17 protein-coding genes are annotated in these 17137 nt (G+C 60.2%); 12 read left to right on the forward strand and 5 right to left on the reverse strand.

What is annotated here, in order from left to right; translation table 11 throughout:
- Positions 1-47 precede the first annotated feature (47 nt).
- The 6 genes from LG373_RS10325 to LG373_RS10350 all read left to right on the forward strand — a co-directional run bounded on the left by LG373_RS10325 (position 48) and on the right by LG373_RS10350 (position 7317).
- Complete coding sequence (locus LG373_RS10325; RefSeq protein ID WP_216529345.1) at positions 48-2246, forward strand: molybdopterin-dependent oxidoreductase; 2199 nt, start codon at positions 48-50, stop codon at positions 2244-2246.
- Entirely contained in the window at positions 2246-2788 is a 543-nt protein-coding gene (locus LG373_RS10330) for a 4Fe-4S dicluster domain-containing protein (protein WP_114567294.1), read from the forward strand. The genes LG373_RS10325 and LG373_RS10330 overlap by 1 nt, the downstream gene beginning before the upstream one ends.
- 6 nt (positions 2789-2794) lie before the next feature.
- Complete coding sequence (gene nrfD, locus LG373_RS10335) at positions 2795-3688, forward strand: NrfD/PsrC family molybdoenzyme membrane anchor subunit (protein WP_216529346.1); 894 nt, start codon at positions 2795-2797, stop codon at positions 3686-3688.
- Positions 3689-3925: 237 nt separating this feature from the next.
- A complete protein-coding gene (locus LG373_RS10340; protein WP_225749736.1) occupies positions 3926-5107 on the forward strand; it encodes a hypothetical protein in 1182 nt (393 codons plus the stop codon).
- A gap of 229 nt (positions 5108-5336) precedes the next feature.
- Complete coding sequence (locus LG373_RS10345) at positions 5337-5852, forward strand: ferritin (RefSeq protein ID WP_114567291.1); 516 nt, start codon at positions 5337-5339, stop codon at positions 5850-5852.
- Between the two features lie 670 nt (positions 5853-6522).
- Positions 6523-7317, forward strand: coding sequence for a ZIP family metal transporter (locus LG373_RS10350; protein ID WP_114567334.1), 795 nt, complete (start codon positions 6523-6525; stop codon positions 7315-7317).
- Between the two features lie 75 nt (positions 7318-7392).
- Here the strand turns inward: LG373_RS10350 and LG373_RS10355 are convergent, their stop codons facing one another.
- Positions 7393-7938, reverse strand: coding sequence for a hypothetical protein (locus LG373_RS10355; protein ID WP_114567290.1), 546 nt, complete (start codon positions 7936-7938; stop codon positions 7393-7395).
- A gap of 127 nt (positions 7939-8065) precedes the next feature.
- Between LG373_RS10355 and LG373_RS10360 the strand changes: the two genes are divergently transcribed.
- A complete protein-coding gene (locus LG373_RS10360) occupies positions 8066-9253 on the forward strand; it encodes an iron-containing alcohol dehydrogenase (protein ID WP_216529415.1) in 1188 nt (395 codons plus the stop codon).
- Between the two features lie 35 nt (positions 9254-9288).
- Here the strand turns inward: LG373_RS10360 and LG373_RS10365 are convergent, their stop codons facing one another.
- The 4 genes from LG373_RS10365 to LG373_RS10380 all read right to left on the reverse strand — a co-directional run bounded on the left by LG373_RS10365 (position 9289) and on the right by LG373_RS10380 (position 12012).
- Positions 9289-9978, reverse strand: coding sequence for an LrgB family protein (locus LG373_RS10365; RefSeq protein WP_216529348.1), 690 nt, complete (start codon positions 9976-9978; stop codon positions 9289-9291).
- A gap of 3 nt (positions 9979-9981) precedes the next feature.
- Complete coding sequence (locus LG373_RS10370) at positions 9982-10452, reverse strand: CidA/LrgA family protein (RefSeq protein WP_114567288.1); 471 nt, start codon at positions 10450-10452, stop codon at positions 9982-9984.
- A gap of 230 nt (positions 10453-10682) precedes the next feature.
- Positions 10683-11054: a phage holin family protein gene (locus tag LG373_RS10375; RefSeq protein WP_114567287.1), complete on the reverse strand. Its 372-nt coding sequence runs from the start codon at positions 11052-11054 to the stop codon at positions 10683-10685.
- Positions 11055-11235: 181 nt separating this feature from the next.
- The gene (locus LG373_RS10380; protein ID WP_114567286.1) at positions 11236-12012 is read right to left on the reverse strand and encodes a dimethylarginine dimethylaminohydrolase family protein; all 777 of its coding nucleotides are present in this window, start codon (positions 12010-12012) and stop codon (positions 11236-11238) included.
- A gap of 343 nt (positions 12013-12355) precedes the next feature.
- Between LG373_RS10380 and LG373_RS10385 the strand changes: the two genes are divergently transcribed.
- From LG373_RS10385 to hpt, 5 genes are all read left to right on the forward strand, one after another.
- A complete protein-coding gene (locus LG373_RS10385) occupies positions 12356-13009 on the forward strand; it encodes a GntR family transcriptional regulator (RefSeq protein ID WP_216529349.1) in 654 nt (217 codons plus the stop codon).
- 16 nt (positions 13010-13025) lie between these two features.
- Entirely contained in the window at positions 13026-14324 is a 1299-nt protein-coding gene (gene rlmD, locus LG373_RS10390) for a 23S rRNA (uracil(1939)-C(5))-methyltransferase RlmD (protein WP_225749738.1), read from the forward strand.
- Between the two features lie 124 nt (positions 14325-14448).
- A complete protein-coding gene (gene tilS, locus LG373_RS10395) occupies positions 14449-15567 on the forward strand; it encodes a tRNA lysidine(34) synthetase TilS (RefSeq protein WP_114567282.1) in 1119 nt (372 codons plus the stop codon).
- Positions 15568-15653: 86 nt separating this feature from the next.
- Positions 15654-16358: a nucleoside triphosphate pyrophosphatase gene (locus tag LG373_RS10400; protein ID WP_225749739.1), complete on the forward strand. Its 705-nt coding sequence runs from the start codon at positions 15654-15656 to the stop codon at positions 16356-16358.
- Positions 16359-16579: 221 nt separating this feature from the next.
- Positions 16580-17122, forward strand: coding sequence for a hypoxanthine phosphoribosyltransferase (gene hpt / locus LG373_RS10405; protein WP_114567332.1), 543 nt, complete (start codon positions 16580-16582; stop codon positions 17120-17122).
- The last annotated feature ends 15 nt before the right edge of the window (positions 17123-17137 follow it).

Genomic DNA, 17137 nt, shown 5'->3' on the forward strand with positions numbered 1-17137 from the left:
GTCGAGCACATCGAATGCACGTGCATGCATATAGAGAGGAAACAACTATGTCAGAACACGCTATAACCAGGCGAGGCTTTCTGGCTGGGAGTGCCGGGGCGGTCGCGCTTGCGACGGCGTCCGGGTTCGTGAGCTTCGACGCGTGGCAGCAGGCTCACGCTGACGAGCCGACGAACGGGGAGACGAAGACGGTCCACACGCTGTGCAATGCTTGCTCGAGCAAGTGCGGCTTCTCCGCCTACGTCGTGAACGGGCGTTTGACGAAGCTTATCGGCGACGCCGACCATCCCTACGCCAAGGGCAAGCTGTGCGCCCGCGGCTACGGCTATTCCCAGATTGCCTATTCGAAGGATCGTCTGACCGATCCGCTCAAGAAAAACGACAAGGGTGCGTTCGAGGCCATCACGTGGGATCAAGCATACAGCGAGATCGCCGAAAAGGTGAAGGGCATCATCGCCTCCGACGGCCCTCAGGCCCTGGCCATGGTCCAGGACCCGCGCCCGTCGGGCAAGTACTACACGAAGCGCTTCATGAACGCGCTGGGTTCGGCGAACGTGTACACGCACGGCGCCGCCTGCAACCTGTCGAAGGAAGCCGGCTTCACGCAGGCTATCGGCGCGGGCAATTACTCCAGCGATGTGGCGAACTCCAAGATGACCATGTTCATCGGCCGCAGCTACGCTGACGCCATTCGCCCCAGCTCGGTGGCTTCGTTGCAGAAGGCTCATGACAAGGGCGCGCATATCGTGCTGGTGGACCCGCGCTGCAACAACTCCATCAAGTTTGCCGACGAGTGGGTGCCCATCAATCCCGGCACCGACCTTGCCCTGGTGCTTGCTATGGCAAACGTGCTGGTCACGCGAGACCTGTACGACAAGAACTACGTTGCCGAGAACACCGTGGGCTTCGATCAGTGGGCGAAAGAGCTTGAAGCGTATCCGCCTTCGTGGGCCGAAAAGGTCACGGGCATCCGCGCCGAGACGATCGATCGCTTGGCGGTGGAATTCGCCCAGGCCGCTCCTGCGGCTTCCATCGAGCCCAGCTGGCGCGGCGCGTTCGGCTGCTCGTACGTGAACTCCGGTGAGACGGCGCGCGCCATTGCGCTGTTCAACACGCTATTGGGCTGCTGGAACCAGAAGGGCGGCGCGCTGTTCACTTCGAGCGTTTCCGCTGGCGACGTGGACAAGGCGCAGTTCCCCAGCGTTCCCAAGCCCGAAGGCAAGATTGCCGGCTCCGAAGAGTATCCGCTGGCGCTTTCGGGAATGGGCACGAACCTGTTTGCGGCGCAGCAGGCCAAAGAAGGCGTGTTGAAGGGCATGTTCTTCTACAACTCGAACATGGCTGCCGGGTACTCCAACACCGCGTACCTCAACGAAGCGCTGTCCAATTTGGACCTGATGGTGGTCGTGGACGTGCAGATGTCCGAAACCGCCATGCTGGCCGACTACGTGCTGCCCGACACCAGCTACCTGGAGCGCTTGGAGCTGCCCGAGTTCATCGGCGGCAAGGTTCCGGCGGTGTCGTTGCGCGATCAGGTGCTCGACAAGATTCATCCCAATACCAAGCCGGTCGATCAGATTTTCAGCGAGCTGGCCGACGCGTGCGGCGTGGGAGAGTACTTCCAGTTCAGCGTGGACGAACTGGCTGACGCGCAGCTGAAGACCGTGGGCCTTTCGCTCGACGCGCTCAAGCGAACGGGCACGGCATACTTCCCCGAAAAGGAGTTCTCGTACGGAAACGCTCCCAAGTGGAAGACCCCCTCGGGCAAGGTTCAGTTTGCCAGCGAGGCGTGCGAGAAGGCGGGGCTGTCCGCGGTTCCCGTGTGGGTGGAGCCGGCAATCATGCCGATCGGAAACGAACTGCGTCTGATTGGCGGCAAGCAGGCTATCCACAGCCACACGCAGACGGCGAACATCGAAGACCTCATGCAGATCACGAAGGACTACGATCTGACGCGCGTTTGGATCAACGCCGACGTGGCCGACAGCCTGGGCATTGCCGATGGCGACGAGGTGGAGGTTTCGAACGATCAGCACACGGGTCGCGTTCGTGCAAAGGTGACGCAGCGCATCAATCCTACGGCGCTGTACATGCCCAGCCACTACGGCTGCTCGGTGCCCGATCAGCATACGGCGTACAACGTGGGCTTGCGCCAAATGGATTTCGTGCCCTTCCACATGGAGCCCGGATATGGGTCGGCGATGACGCAGGAAGCGGTCGTCACGGTTAAGAAGGTGGGTGCGTAATGGCTCGCTACGGAATGCTCATCAACACGAAGAAGTGCATTGGCTGCTACGCCTGCCGCGTGGCCTGCCAGCGCCAGAACGATCTGTTGCCTACGCAGCACTTCATTCGCTACGAGGAACAGGAAACGGGAACGTATCCCAACGTGGGGGTGGAGACGGTGCCGTTGCAGTGCATGCACTGCGAGGACGCTCCCTGCGTGGCGGTGTGCCCGACGGGCGCTGCGTTCATCGGCGCCGACGGCGTGGTGGGCGTTGACCACGGTCGCTGCATCGGATGCAAGTACTGCATGGCGGCGTGCCCCTACCAGGTGCGTTCGTTCAACGAGGAAACGGGAACCGTTGACAAGTGCCGCTTCTGCACGGTGTCGGCCGAGGTGACGGGCACGAAGATGTGCTCGTGCGTGGAGGCGTGCCTGACGGATGCCCGCATCTTCGGCGACTTGGACGATCCCGAGTCCAAGATATCCAAGGCCATTGTCGCGGAGGGCGCTCAGCCTATTTCCGGCGACTTGACCAAAGTCAAAGTATTCTACGTGAGGTGATGAACGATGACGTTTGAACCGATTTGGGGCTCCATCATCGCATGGTACCTGTTCCTCGCCGGTCTCGGCGGCGGCGCGTTCGTCACCTCCGCCTTCTTGGGCTGGCGTCATCCCGAAGCGGTGAACATGCGCAAGATCGGCCATATCGTGGCTCCTGTTGCGGTGGTCATCGGCTTGGTTTTGCTGATGTTCGACGCCGAGGGCGGCCTGCACAATCCGCTGCGCTTCGCGCTGCTGCTTACGAACTTCGGGTCTGTTATGACCTGGGGCGTGGTGTTCCTGGCTGGCTTCACCGTGCTTGCTCTGGTGGCGCTTTTGCTGGACATCCTGAAGAAGAACGTGCCGGTGTGGCTTGACATTGCGGGAACGGTGTTCGGCGTGGCCGTAGCCATGTACACGGGTGCCCTGCTGGGCGTGTGCAAGACGTTCCCCTTGTGGAACAACGCGCTGCTGCCTGTTTTGTTCCTGGTATCGGCTTTGTCGGCCGGTGCAGCTTCCGTGCTGCTCATCAGCATTGTGAAGCATGCCGACGAGTTCAACCGCGTGGGCGTGCTGAAGAAGTTCCACTTCTGCCTGCCCATCATCGAGTTGGTTTTGGTGGCTGCGCTGCTGTTCATCACGTCGAGCAACTCGGTTGCAGGGTGGAACTCGGTGGTCAGCTTGGTGTCCGGAGGATATGCGGCGCTGTTCTGGTTCGGCTTGGTGCTGATTGGCTTGGTGATTCCTACCGCCCTGGAGACGTGGCTGCTGTTCTTCAGCCCGAAGGAGTTCGAGGAAAGCCGCAAGGCACATTGGATCAGCTTCGGCTCCGATGCAGGCGTGCTCATAGGCGGCTTTCTGCTGCGCTACCTGGTGGTTGTTGCTGCGCTGCCCCTTACGATGGTCGTGCCTGCTCTGTAGTCCGAGGCACACGGCAAACGTGCGTGCGCGCCGCTTTCTTGGGAAGGCGGCGCGCTTTTTGTCGGGTCTGCAGGTTTGGCCCGCGCGCTGGGCGAGCGTGCGGAAGCGCTTCGGCTGACGCTGGATCCCTTGCGTTTCGGGGTTCTTCTTGGGATGGTTTCTCTTCGGAACCGCTTGGCACAATGTAAGGTTGGTTTTCTTGTATTGCTTTATAATGGGAACCTTCAAACGAAGGGAATGAGCATAAGCACTACGACGTCATACGAACGCGAATGGTCACCGGTGGGCCTTGCTTTGTCATGCGTGCTGGCCGCATTCGGCTTGTGCTTGCACGCCGACAACCAACTGCTTGCCGTGTACGCTCTCGAGGGCGTTGCGGGCCTGTTCGCATGCTCGTTTCTTATCGGGGTGGTGTCGCTTTGCATGGCGGTGCTGGTTTCGGCGCACGATGAAGAGCAACGACGCTGGTCGATAGGCATTGGCTTGTTCGCCAGCATTGTCGGCGTAGGGTTTGCCCTGCTGACGGGTCTGTTGCCTGCGGCGGTATGCGCTGCGGGATCGGGGCTGTTCCTGGGCTTTGGCCTTACCTGCCTGCTGCGCCAGTGGGGGCGTTATTACCGGCTGTTCACGCATCGCGGCGCGCTTCTGAACACGGCGCTTTCCTTTTTGGCGGCTGCATGTTGGTGGTTCGCGATGGAATTTGCCGGAACTCCCTTTCTGTTCTGCCTGGGTCTTCTTGTTCTGGCCGTTTGCGGAGGGCTGCCGCTTCTTGCGCGGGAAATCGTGCTTGCCGACGAGGTGCGCGCCGGTCTTCGCGACGACTACGTTGCGCCTAAGCCTATCTCCACCATGTCTCAGGCCATGCGCAACGGATGGGCTGCCGTGCTGGGCCTCATGTTCAACTTCTTCATGATCGGAGCGACGTTTTGGCCGTACGCGGGTGGATTGTCCGCAACGGGAATTTCCCCGAAGCCTTTGGCGTACCTGCTTGTGTTCGCACTGGTGTGGTGGGTTGTTTCTCGTACGCGTGAAATCGTCGGCGGCGCTATGGAGTCGTTCTACCGTGCGGCGCTGCCGTGTTCGGCGCTGCTTCTTCTGGCGTATCCTCTGCTGAGTTCGGTTGATGTTTTGCAGGGCTCGATCGCGCTCCAAGTGATTTCGTATCTGGGCGTGGCCGTGTTCAATATTTTGGGCCTGGTGGTGCTGTTCTGGACCGCCAAAAGCTCTGAGGTGGGCTTTTCTCGCGTGTTCGCCATGTTCTGCACAAGCTGCGCCGCAAGCGTTGCGGCGGGGATGGTTGCGTTTCAGTTGCTGGGCGACGGCGCTCAGAAAATCGCGTTGCTCATGTTGGCTGTCTACGTGGTGGTTGTCCTTCTTGCCCAGGTTAGGGCTCGCATCGTCCGGTCTATGGCGCAGTAGGTTGCGCGCCCGCCGCCGGGTGCGAAGGCATCGGCTGGCTGCCCGGTTGCCTAGTTGGGCGTGGCGCGCGGCTTCTCGCTCGGCGGCGGGTACGATCGGCCTCTTTCCTTGCGCACTCTGTGAATTCGCGGCAACGCGTATGTCTTAAATGATTGATCAGCGGTATCATAAATGCAGATGAACAGGGGCGTCGCATGCGGCGCTCGCGGTTACAAAGGAGGAGTTTTTCATGGATGCTCGCGTATACGAACTGCTGAACGACCAGATCAACAAAGAGCTGTACTCGGCGTACCTGTACCTGTCTTTCGCCGACTACTACGAAGAAGAGGGTCTGGAAGGCTTCGCCAATTGGTACGAGATTCAGGCCCAGGAAGAGCGCGATCACGCGATGATCTTCCGCAACTACCTGCATGAGAACGGCCAGAGCGTGAAGCTGCTGGCTATCGACCAGCCCGACAAGGAGTTCTCGAACTACTTGGAGCCGCTGGAGGCTGCTCTCGAGCACGAGAAGTACGTGACCAGCCTTATCAACGACATCTACAGCGCTGCTGCCGATGCGAAGGACTACCGCACGATGAAGTTCCTCGATTGGTTCATCGAGGAACAGCAGGAGGAAGAGGACAACGCCGACAAGATGATCACGCGCATGAAGCTGTTCGGCTCGGATGCCAAGGCTCTCTACGACCTGGATCAGGAAAACGCCGCGCGCGTCTACACCACGCCGTCGCCGCTGGCTAACGCATAGCCGCAAGCGATCTGCCTTTGCTTGTTGGACGCCCCCGCTTCGCCGGGGGCGTTTTTTCGTTCTGCATCCCGGGTGCCGAGGGCGGGCTTCATACGGCTTGGATGGCGGGCTTCGATCGCTTTTTCCGAGCCTTTCGCTTCTCTTTGCCGACCTTGCTGCCGAGTTCAAAAATGAATAAAATCCCCGTCTTTTTGTATATGAGTAGCAAGGTCCTCTTGATGACGGGCAAAGGTCCGTTAGGTAACAATTTCGTTGTTCACCTGCACAAAAACCCTGGAAAGGGTTCGCTTTTAGGGTAAAAGAGAGTACAATCGCGGTGTCCGACAGTTGAATAGAAACGCAATACGAACGATAAGACTATCTTCGCCAAGTAAACAGTCTCGTGCGGTTATTATTGCGGACATCGTGAAAGCGATGGGCTAGTAGGAAAAGCAGCAAAAGCCAAGCGATACTGTCGGTATTCCTTTCGATGAGGCCGGGGCGCAACCCCCGGCCTCATTACGTATTCCCCTGTTCGCGGCTCTCGAAAGCAAAGCGTTACGGTTTGCTTTCCGATCGTCCAGCCCTCGGAAGCCCCACAATCGTGTGCCAAATAGGTAGAGGGGGTTTTCTGGGTATGCGGTAAGGTGTACGGTAATGGTTCTGCGAAATGATCGAAAGGAAGTACAAGTTGCAACAGGCTTTGCTTTGGGCCGCCGCCGGTACCGGATTCACGTTTCTCATGACCACGTTGGGCGCTGCTTCGGTTTTCCTGTTCCGAAAGCGCGACAGCCTGCTGTTCCAGCGCATCTTCTTGGGGTTCGCCGCGGGCGTTATGATCGCGGCTTCAGTGTGGTCGCTGCTCATTCCGGCTATCGAGCGCGCTGAGGAAGCGGGCCAGATCGGATGGATCCCCGCAGCTGGCGGATTCGCTTTGGGCGTGGCGTTTCTTATGGCGCTGCATCAACTGCTGCCGCATTTGCATCCAGGAGATAGCAAGCCCGAAGGCTTGCCCAGCAAATGGAATCGACCCACGCTGCTGTTCACGGCGGTAACCTTGCATAACATTCCCGAAGGCATGAGCGTGGGCTTGCTGTTTGCTATGGCGGCGCAAAACGGCGGCGATCCTGCAATGTTCGGCATGGCCGTAGCGCTGGCTATTGGCATCGGTATCCAAAACGTGCCCGAAGGGGCGGCCGTGGCGCTGCCTATGCTGCAAGAGGGAATGAGCGCGCCGAAGGCGTTTGCGCTGGGTACGTTGTCGGGTCTGGCCGAACCCGTATTCGGCATTCTCGTGGTGCTTTTCGCGGGGCTTATCTCGCCGTACATGCCGTGGATGCTGGCGTTCTCGGCTGGCGCCATGATGTACGTTGTGGTGGAGGAACTCATACCCGAGGCGCATCTGGGCGACCACTCCAACGCCGGCACCCTTGGCGTGATGGCCGGCTTCTTGGTCATGATGGTCTTGGACGTGGCGCTGGGGTAAGGCGCTGCGAACAGGCATGAAAAAGCCCGCAAGCAAAGCGGGCTTTTTCATGTGCGAATCTCGAACAAGGTTGCGCTACTGCGCCGGAGGGGTGGGAGGCTGCTGCTGGTTTCCGGGCTGCTGTGCGTAACCGTACACGGGCTGCGCCTGGCCGTAGGGCACCATGGGCGCGCGCCTCAGCTTGTTGATGTACACGGCGGATACGATAAGCAGCACCATGGTAATAAGGTTGCCGCACAAAAACGAGAATACGGCGCCTGCGATGGCCCAGCCGAAAGCTCCGCCCAGTTTGTCCACGTTGTTGTAGTTGCGCATTCCCAGGATTGCCGCCACCAACGGAACGATGGAGCAGATTATCAACCAGCCCATGAACATGCCGAGAACGCCCAGGCTCAGCATGGCTAGGACAACGACCTCGTCGCCGCTCAGAGAGTCCGCGCTTATCCCCGAGCCGTTGTCGATCTCGATAGCAGCGGAACTCGCGACGCTTGGATCGCTGAGCGCTACGCCGCCGATGCCCAGAAAGATCATGACCAGCAAGGAGCCGGCAACGGCAAGTATGGACAGAATCAAGACGGCAATGCTCAGCCCACGAACTACTTTCGCATCAGAGTTAGGCATGGCAATTTCCTTTCGAACGGTGTACGGTACACGCGTATGTACTATGCTTGCTATTGTACGCTAGGCGGCAAGCCTGCTGCGCTCGGGGCGCGGTAACGGTTCAGTCAAAAGAAAGTTGGTCATGGTCATGGAGAACTTTGAATTCGTGTCGCCGACTCATTTCGTATTCGGCAAAGACGCAGAACTGCAGGTGGGGACAAAGTTGGCCGAACGTGGCGCCCGAAAGGTGCTGCTGCATTTCGGCGGCAAAAGCGCTTTGGCCAGCGGCTTGATCGATCGCGTCAAAGAGTCTTTGGAGGCGCACGGCATCGAGCACGTGACGTTGGGGGGCGTTCGTCCCAACCCTGAAATCACGTTGGTGCGCGAAGGCGTAGCGCTATGCAAGCAGCACGAGGTGGATTGGGTACTGGCTGTGGGCGGCGGGTCGGTTGTTGACTCGGCGAAGGCGATCGCGGTGGGCGCGCGCTACGAAGGCGACGTGTGGGATTTCTTCGAGTCGAAGCGGCCGACGAACGACGTGCTGCCCATTGCCGTGGTGCTGACCATTCCGGCGGCTGGCAGCGAGGCGTCGAAGAACACGGTGGTCTCGAACGATGCGTTGCAAATGAAAACAGGGTATGCGAACAACGCGCAGCGCCCGAAGCTTGCGTTCATGAACCCCGAGCTCACGTTCACCTTGCCGCCGTTCCAGACGGCTGCCGGCTGCACCGATATGTTCTGCCACTTGCTCGAGCGCTTCTTCGACGACGTGGGCGCGGTTCCGGTGACGGACAATCTGTGCTTGTCGCTTATGAAGACGGTGCGCGCCGAGGCTCCGCGTGTTCTGGCCGATCCCGACAATTACGATGCGCGTGCAAACGTCATGTGGGCGGGCATGCTGTGCCATCAGGGTTTGGCGGGCGTTGGTCGGCATGAGGACTGGGCAACGCACGGCTTGGAGCACGAGCTTTCCGCACTGTATCCGGAGATTACCCACGGCGCGGGCTTGGCCGTCATGTTCCCGGCTTGGATGGAATTCGTGTACGACGCGAACCCGGCTCGCTTCGCCTACTACGGGCGCGAGGTGTTCGGGCTGGCTCCCACGGGAGATGTGGCCGCCGACGCTCTGTCGGCTATCGACGAAACCCGTTCGTTCTTCGCGTCGTTGGGCATGCCGATGACCTTGGACGAGCTGGGCGTTGAAGAAGCCGATATCGATAAGCTGATTCCCACGCTCAAAGAGAACAAGGGCGAGCCGTTCGGCAGCTTCAAGAAGCTGAGCATGGACGACGCAAAGGCCGTCTATCGCATCGCTTTTGCATCGGGCGACGAATAGCATGTGATTGTCGGGGGCCGCATGCGGCCCCCGACTTACATGAAGCAGCTGGCTACGATCACGATGGCGGTTGTGAGCAGGCCCGCCACCGCGATGGCCACGCCGCTCATGGCGCCTTCGAGCTCTCCCATTTCGATAGCTTTGGTGGTGCCAACGGCGTGTGCGCAGGTTCCGATGGCCACGCCGCGTGCCACGCGGTTGCGCACGCGGAACACGCGCGTCATGAGCGGCGCGAATATGGCTCCCAGAACGCCGGTTACGATAACGGCCGCCACCGTGATGGAAGTGATGCCTCCAAGCTGCTGGGAAACGGCGATGGCGATGGGCGTGGTGACCGACTTGGGAACGAACGAAAGCGCCATGTCGTCGCCCAAACCGAGCAGTTTGCACAACCCGTACGCGCTGACCATGGAAACGATGGAACCTACCAAGCAGCCGGCGAAAATAGGTGCGAAGTGCTTCTTCAGGATCTGGCGCTGCTGGTATACCGAATATGCCAGCGCTACGGTTGCGGGTCCCAGCAAGAACGAGATCACCCGGACGCTTTCCTCGTAGGATTCCAGAGGAATGCGAAAGATGCTCAGCACGGCGATGACGAATACCACCGTGACCAGGAGGGGATTGAGAAGCGGGGAGTTAACGCGGCGGTACAGCAGGACCGAAAGCTTGAACGTCGCAACGGAAAGCACGGTGCCCACAATAAGCGTGAGAATAAGCGGCGCCATGCTCTACCTCTTTTCCCATCGATCCATCAGGCGCGATACGAACACCACGGTTCCTGACGTAGCCAAAAACACCAGCACGGTTGTTGCTACGCAGACCAGGGCAAACTTCGCCACGTTTCCTTCCAGCAGAGAAACGCACCCCATGATGGCAACTCCGGCGGGAATGAAGAACAGCGACATGTTGTCGATAAGGCACGTGCACGCATCGCCGACATGCCGCGTTTTCAGGAGGCCCGTTCCCAAAAGCGCCAGCAGCAGCACCATGCCCACGATGTTTCCAGGCAGGGTGATGGGAAGTACCGAGGCGAGCGCGCAGCCTGCGGCGTACACGCCCAGAAGCAAGACGAGTTGGGCGAGAATTTTCGCGATGCGCTTTGCGGCGGCGCCGGTTTTCGATCGCCATGATGCGGCGTTTTTCGGGGACGTAGACGCGTGTCCCGAGGCGTCGCGAGAGACGCCTTCGATGTGCTCCATGGTTCGGATCCTCACGTGATGTGCGGATCCGATGCCCGCGCGCGACGACGACGTGCGGCGCCCGCGGGCATCGGATCAATGCGAAGCGGCTAGTTCCTGTCCATCATAAAGCGAAATGCTCGGTTGTCCATGGAGGCTTTCTGGAGATAGAAAAACGATCCCTTTCGCACAAGGCGATCGGGACCGTCGGGCAGCGTCGAAAGACGCGGTGCTTGCGGGCGCTTGGCGTTCTAGTCGTCGGCTCCTACCAGGGAGTTCATGATTCCCGACACGATGCTGATCACGATGGATGCCACGAACGCGCTGCCGAAGGTGGCAATGGCGAACCCAACTTGGAAGATGCCGTTTGCAAGCCATGCGGCTACGTACAGCAAAAACGTGTTTACGATCAGATAGAAGATGCCCAGCGTGATGACGGTGATGGGAAGGCTCAGCACCTGCATGAGCGGTTTGATGCTGATGTTGACAAGCGCCAACATCAAGCCGAAGATGGCGATTCCCACCCATGCCTCGTTGCCGCCGATGATCTCGATGCCGGGAACCAGCCATACGGCCACGCCGACGGCGATAGCGGTGACCAGCCAGCGGATGATGAAGTTCATGGGAAGTCCTTTCACGTACGGTGTCTCGCAGACTACTATACCGTGCGTCGCTGAATGCTTCTTAAAAGAGTTATAGATCCGTTACCGCTTACGCTGGCGTTGTCCTTCGGTTTTGAGCGGGCTTATCTGCACGCAGGCCCGGCATGCTCATGCCGGGCCTGCGTATCAAGCGAGCGTTGGGTTAGAAGCGCAGCGACAGGCAGCTCAGGCCGCCGTCCAGCTTGCGGTACTCGGACGTGTCGACAGTCAGCGTCTGGTAGCCCGCGTCCTGCACGGCTGCCAAAACGGTCGGGTAGCCCTCGGGCACGATGACCGTGCCGTTCACCCAGATGCAGTTGGCGGCGTAGGCCTCGTCCTCGGGAATCTGGATCTTGTTGTACTGAGCGAAGTCGGGCTTCGTCACGAATTCGCCGGACACCAGCATGTTGTTGTCCTCGAGGTAGTTCACGCCCGTCTTCAGGTGCAGGACGAATTCCAGCGGCACTTCGGAGCCTTCGAGGCCCCAGCCTTCCAGGATCTCGAAGAACTGGCGGATGCCCTCTTCATTGGTGCGAGCGGAGCGTCCCACGTAGAAGTGGTCGCCCACCATCATGACGTCGCCGCCGTCCAGCGTGCCCGGGGCAACGATGTGCTTCACGTGCTCGTCATCGAAGAACTGGCGAACAGCGGGCTCGATCTCGTCTTTCTCGCCGTTGCGGCTGGCGGCGCCAGGGTTCGCGATGATGGCGCCCTTGCGCGTGATGACCGCCGGGTCCTCGACGAAGCAGGAGTCGGGGAACTGCTCGAGCGCGGGCAGGACGGTTACCTCGACGCCGCATTCCTTCAGGGCCGCAATGTAGTCGTCATGCTGCTTGCAGGCCAGCTCGTAGTCGGGCTTGCCCAGCTCGGGTGCGGAGGTGATGCCTTCGACCATCGATTTGGCGGGGCGGCGGACGATGACGTTCGTGAACTTGGTCATTGCGAATCCTTTCGCGCGGTTCGGTGCTGCCGGTATTCCTTATGGTGCAAACTGTAGCTTGGATATTGTATACAATCAAGGCGTATAAGGAAAAAGTTACCGCCCGGACACGACGCCTTGGCAACGCGCTCGGACGGCATGACGGTGCAAAGCCCGGTCGATCTTGGGGAAAGCAAGCGAGCACGCGTGAAGCGGGCGTGCGTGAAAAAGGTCGCCACCCCGGCGTTTGCGCCTGGCTGTTTTCGGGAATGTCTAAGGGCTCGTTTGCCCTGTTCTTCGCAGAGGGCAGGGTTGCGCGTATGATATATTGGTATGCAGTGCAGCAGCGTGACAGGCGGATTACATGACAAACGAGTACCGGTCGCTGAAGGGCCATGTGTACGACTACATCGTTGATCTTATTGACGGCGGTGCGCTGGCCGACGACCACAAAATCAGCGAGCAGCAGATATGCGAGGCGCTAGGCGTGAGCCGTACGCCGGTGCGCGAGGCGCTCATTCAGCTTGCCTCCGACGGTTATCTTGAAAACGTTCCGCGCAAGGGGTTTTACGTGAAAAGCGTGACCGAGGACAGCGCTCGGGAGATTGTCGAGGTCATCGGGCCTTTAGACGGGCGGGCGGCTCTGCTTGCGGTGGACCGCATGACCGACGAGGACCTTGCCCAACTGCAGTTTCTGCACGGTTCGATGGAGCTGGCCATCGAGAAGCGCCTGTATAAAAAATACGACGATCTTCAGCGCGACTTTCACGCCTGCTATATGGAGAAGTGCGGAAACGCTCGCTTGGTGGAGCTTATCCGGCAGTTGAACCGCTGCTTCATGAAGCGCGAGTACGCCCGCGTTGCCGAATCCGATTTGGACGGCCTTTTGCGGCAGGCAAACGACGAGCATGCCGAAATCGTGCGCTTGTTCGAAAGCCGCGACGGTGCGCGCCTGCAACGCTATATCCGCGATGTTCATTGGAGTGACGACAATGCAAAATTCCTCGTTTGGCAGTAAGGGCGCATGCGCAAGCGTGTTGGAAGATGCCGTGCCGCATCCCGAATGCCCCGTTGAGCGCCAGTGCGGTGCGTGCCAGCATATCAGCGTGGCGTACGCCGATCAGCTTGCTGCCAAAGATGCGCAGGTTGCGAAGCTGTTCGCGCAGGTGGCCGATCCGTCTGCGCTTCTGCCTATTTTGGGAATGGAAGACCCCTATTACTACCGCAATAAGGTGGCGTCTCCGTACGCGCCCGGTCGCAAGCTCCCTGCGCCGGGCGGCAAGGGAAAAGCCGATCGCTCGAAGGAAGGTCGAGGCAAGAGCGGCAAAGGCGGCAAGAACGGCAAGGGCGCAGCTCCCCGGCGCGAGATCTTGTGCGGCATGTATGCCGCAGGTACGCATCGCATCGTTTCCACCGATGCCTGCCTGCTGGAAAACCAGCAGGCCAAACGCATTATCCGGGCCATTCGCGATCTTATGCCGCGCTACGGCATAACGCCTTACGACGAAGACAAAGGGGTGGGGTTTTTGCGCCATGCCATTGTGCGCGTGGGGCATACAAGCGAAGAGGTGCTGGTTACGCTGGTAACGAACGGGCGGGAGTTCCCGGCGTCGCGGAATTTCTGCCGCGATTTGGTCAAGCGCTGCCCCGGCGTCACGACGGTCGTGCAGAACGTCAACGAGCGTCAGACGAATGTCATCTTGGGGCAGCGCGAGCAAACGCTCTATGGCCCCGGCTTCATATTGGATAAGCTGTGCGGACTGAGCTTCCGTATTTCTTCGCAGTCGTTTTACCAGGTCAACGCAGTTCAGACTGAAGTTTTGTACCGCCGTGCCATCGAGCTGGCCGAATTCACCGGCAGCGAGAGCGCCATCGACGCCTACTGCGGCACGGGCACCATTGGTTTGGTGGCGGCAAAGCACGGCGCCGCGCAGGTGACGGGCGTGGACAGCGTGGCTTCGGCCATTCGCGACGCGCGCGAGAACGCCCGGCACAACGGGGTGGAAAACGCCCGGTTCGTGGTGGGCGACGCGGGCGATTTCATGCGCGAGCAGGCGGCTGACGGCCAGCGCGTAGACGTGCTGCTGATGGATCCGCCGCGCGCCGGCGCGAGCGAGGAATTCTTGCACGCTGCCGTGGCGCTTGCCCCGAAACGCATGGTTTACATTTCCTGCAACCCTACAACTCAAGTGCGTGACCTGGCGTTTCTACGTGACCGAGGCTTTACGGTCAAGGTTGTTCAGCCGGTTGACATGTTCCCCCATACCGATCACATCGAGACGATTGCTCTTATCGTGGCTCCTGCAAACAGAAACCTCCCTTCCAGCTTCTGAGCCCTTAGGGAGGAGTATGATATCGCCAAGACGCTTGGCGTCCTGTTGGACTTGAAAGCCCCGTTTGGGCTTCGCCGCTTTCGAGTGGGTTCGATCGGCGGGATATGCGAGAAGGGGAGCGAACGTGAGCGAATCGAACATCCTGCGTCAGCGCATTGCTGCCGCCGTTTCCGAGCGCGACTTGGCGAAGCCGGACGCCCCGGTGCTTCTTATGGTGTCAGGGGGGTCGGATTCGACGGCGCTGGCATATTTGGCTCGCGACCTGCACGACGAAGGGCTGGTGGGCCCGCTTGCCATGTTGCACGTGAATCACAAGCTCAGGGGCGAAGACGCCGATGCCGACGCGCGGTTCGTGGAAGAGCTTGCCGAGCTTCTGGCTGTGCCGCTGTTCTTGTGCGAGGTCGATATAGCGCGCGAGGCGCAGCGCACGGGCGAGAACGTGGAGGCCGTCGCGCGGCGCGAGCGCTATCTTGCCGCGAACGAAGCGCTCGAAAGCCTGTGCCTGCACGCGTCCGCACCGCTTGCGGACGGGCGTATTTTCACGGCTCACACAGCCGACGACCGCGTGGAGAGCTTCTACATGAGGTCCATCGTGGGTACGGGGCCGGGCGGCTTTCGCGCGATGCGGTACCGAAACGGGCCGGTGGTTCGTCCGTTGCTGGACGCGACGCGCGATGATCTTCGGGCGTATTTGGACGACCGTGCACAGGCTGGCTTGCCGGTGGCGCGCGACGATTCGGGCGCGCTGTGGCGCGAGGATGCCACGAATGCCCATACCGACCGGTTTCGCGCGTACGTGCGCCACGAGATCGTGCCGCGTGCGAAAGAGCGAAATACCCAGCTCATGGAAGTGCTGTGCCGAACCATGAACCTGATCGCCGACGAAGACGACATGCTCGAGAGCCTGGTGGACGATCTGGTTGAGCAGCATGCGTCCTGGATCGAGCATGTTCCCGGGCAGTCCCCCGATTTCGATGCCGGTTGCGTTCTGGCCCCCGAGCTGGGAGAACAGCCCGTTCCGTTGCTTCGTCGCGTGGCGGTGCGCATCTTGCATCACATGCTGGGACCCGAAGCGCGGGTGGAGACTGCTTCCGTGGACGCCGTGCTGGCCGCATGGGGCGAAGCGCGCCCAAGGGGCGGGTACGTGGCCAACGTGCAGGGCGATTTGGCTATCAGCGCCAACAAGCAGGGCGTGCGCATAGAGCCCATGGCTGCGTTTCGTGCGCGAAGGAAGCGGGTCTAGCGCCTCGCGCGCCTGCGTCCATTCGGGCTTGTTGGAGAAGTGCGCCGTTTTCTTGTGCGCTTCGCCAAGGTGGTACAATACCCGTCATGGAAAACGAACAGAACATTTCATCTCAAGAGTCCGCAAGCGCCGAGGCTCAGTCGGCTGCGCCTTCTACCCAGCCCGCACCCGCCGTCGACGTCATTTTGGCCAGCGGGTCGCCGCGACGCCGCGAGCTGCTGGAGCGGGAAGGCGTGGAATTCACCGTCCGCGTGTCCGAAGTTGACGAAACGTTGGAGCCCGATTTGCTTGCCGACCCGCCCGAAGCGGCTAAAAAGCTGGCAGAGCGCAAAGCCGGAGCCGTGGTTCAAGAGGTCCTGTCGGGCGATTACACGGGCATGGCCGCCGTTTTGGGCGCCGACACCATGGTGGTGTGCGAGGGCGAGATTTTCGGGAAGCCCGTGAGCCTTTCCGACGCGAAGCGCATGCTGCGTCGACTGGCCGGCACCACGCACGAAGTGATCACCGCCGTATCCGTATGGCTGGTCGCCGCGCCCGAGCCCGACCAGGTATCGCTGGGCTTCCGCACGTTCGTGGACAGCGCTGCCGTGACGTTTCACGAGCTGAGCGACGACCAGATCGTCGAGTACCTGCGCAAAGGCGAATCGTTCGACAAGGCTGGCGCGTATGCCGTCCAAGGAGCCGGAGCCGATCTTGTGAAGCACGTGCAGGGCGACCTCGACACGGTTATCGGCTTGCCGGTAAAGCGCTTGCTCGAAGAGTTCCCGGACTTGAAGACTTCGCTCGCCTAGCGCTTCAACGACGGACGGTTGCTTATAAAGCCCCAGTTCCTGCGGCACAATGTAATTATCGTGGCATGTGGGGCGGCGTTACCGTATTGTCTCCTTTTGCTTGGAGGGCAATGGTACACTAACCGAACTCATGGTAAGCGTTGACGTCCTTGCTCACGTAATGCGCATTCGCGCATGGGCGGTCAAGGATACGAATGGAAAGCGACGAAGAGGCCGAAACCGTGCATCAAGACATTGCGGAGATCCTGTTCACCGAAGACGATCTAGCCCGGCGCGTGGGCGAAATCGGGGCGGCGATCACGAACGATTACGCGAAGGTCGCCGACGAGGGCATCGTGCTCGTGTCGGTTCTGCGCGGCGCTGCAATTTTCATGGCGGATCTGGCTCGTGCGATTGAGCTGCCGCTCGAGATGGACTACATGGCCATTTCGTCGTACGGCAACGGCGCGAAAAGCTCCGGCGTGGTGCGCATCCTCAAGGACCTTTCCTCCGAAATCGAGGGGCGGCACGTTATCGTGGCCGAAGACATCCTCGATTCCGGCCTTACTTTGAAGTACCTGTTGAAGAACCTGTCGTCGCGCGGTCCTGCCTCCATCGAGGTTGCGACGTTGCTGCGCAAGCAGACGCCGGCGCAGGCGAAGATTGATTGCAAGTATATTGGCTTTGAATGTCCCGATGAGTTTATCGTAGGCTATGGGCTCGATTTCGCGGAGCGTTACCGCAACCTTCCCTACATCGGCGTTTTGAAGCCGGAGATCTACTAACCCGAAAGCAAGGCT

This window comes from Paraeggerthella sp. Marseille-Q4926 (assembly GCF_916618935.1).
Lineage (GTDB): Bacteria > Actinomycetota > Coriobacteriia > Coriobacteriales > Eggerthellaceae > Paraeggerthella > Paraeggerthella hominis.

What these genes read in the sequence shown, in the direction of transcription:
- LG373_RS10325 (WP_216529345.1), top strand. Translation starts at nt 48, where the DNA reads ATGTCAGAACACGCTATAACCAGGCGAGGCTTTCTGGCTGGGAGTGCC.
- LG373_RS10330 (WP_114567294.1), top strand. Translation starts at nt 2,246, where the DNA reads ATGGCTCGCTACGGAATGCTCATCAACACGAAGAAGTGCATTGGCTGC.
- nrfD (WP_216529346.1), top strand. Translation starts at nt 2,795, where the DNA reads ATGACGTTTGAACCGATTTGGGGCTCCATCATCGCATGGTACCTGTTC.
- LG373_RS10340 (WP_225749736.1), top strand. Translation starts at nt 3,926, where the DNA reads ATGAGCATAAGCACTACGACGTCATACGAACGCGAATGGTCACCGGTG.
- LG373_RS10345 (WP_114567291.1), top strand. Translation starts at nt 5,337, where the DNA reads ATGGATGCTCGCGTATACGAACTGCTGAACGACCAGATCAACAAAGAG.
- LG373_RS10355 (WP_114567290.1), bottom strand. Translation starts at nt 7,938, where the DNA reads ATGCCTAACTCTGATGCGAAAGTAGTTCGTGGGCTGAGCATTGCCGTC.
- LG373_RS10360 (WP_216529415.1), top strand. Translation starts at nt 8,066, where the DNA reads ATGGAGAACTTTGAATTCGTGTCGCCGACTCATTTCGTATTCGGCAAA.
- LG373_RS10365 (WP_216529348.1), bottom strand. Translation starts at nt 9,978, where the DNA reads ATGGCGCCGCTTATTCTCACGCTTATTGTGGGCACCGTGCTTTCCGTT.
- LG373_RS10370 (WP_114567288.1), bottom strand. Translation starts at nt 10,452, where the DNA reads ATGGAGCACATCGAAGGCGTCTCTCGCGACGCCTCGGGACACGCGTCT.
- LG373_RS10375 (WP_114567287.1), bottom strand. Translation starts at nt 11,054, where the DNA reads ATGAACTTCATCATCCGCTGGCTGGTCACCGCTATCGCCGTCGGCGTG.
- LG373_RS10380 (WP_114567286.1), bottom strand. Translation starts at nt 12,012, where the DNA reads ATGACCAAGTTCACGAACGTCATCGTCCGCCGCCCCGCCAAATCGATG.
- LG373_RS10385 (WP_216529349.1), top strand. Translation starts at nt 12,356, where the DNA reads ATGACAAACGAGTACCGGTCGCTGAAGGGCCATGTGTACGACTACATC.
- LG373_RS10400 (WP_225749739.1), top strand. Translation starts at nt 15,654, where the DNA reads ATGGAAAACGAACAGAACATTTCATCTCAAGAGTCCGCAAGCGCCGAG.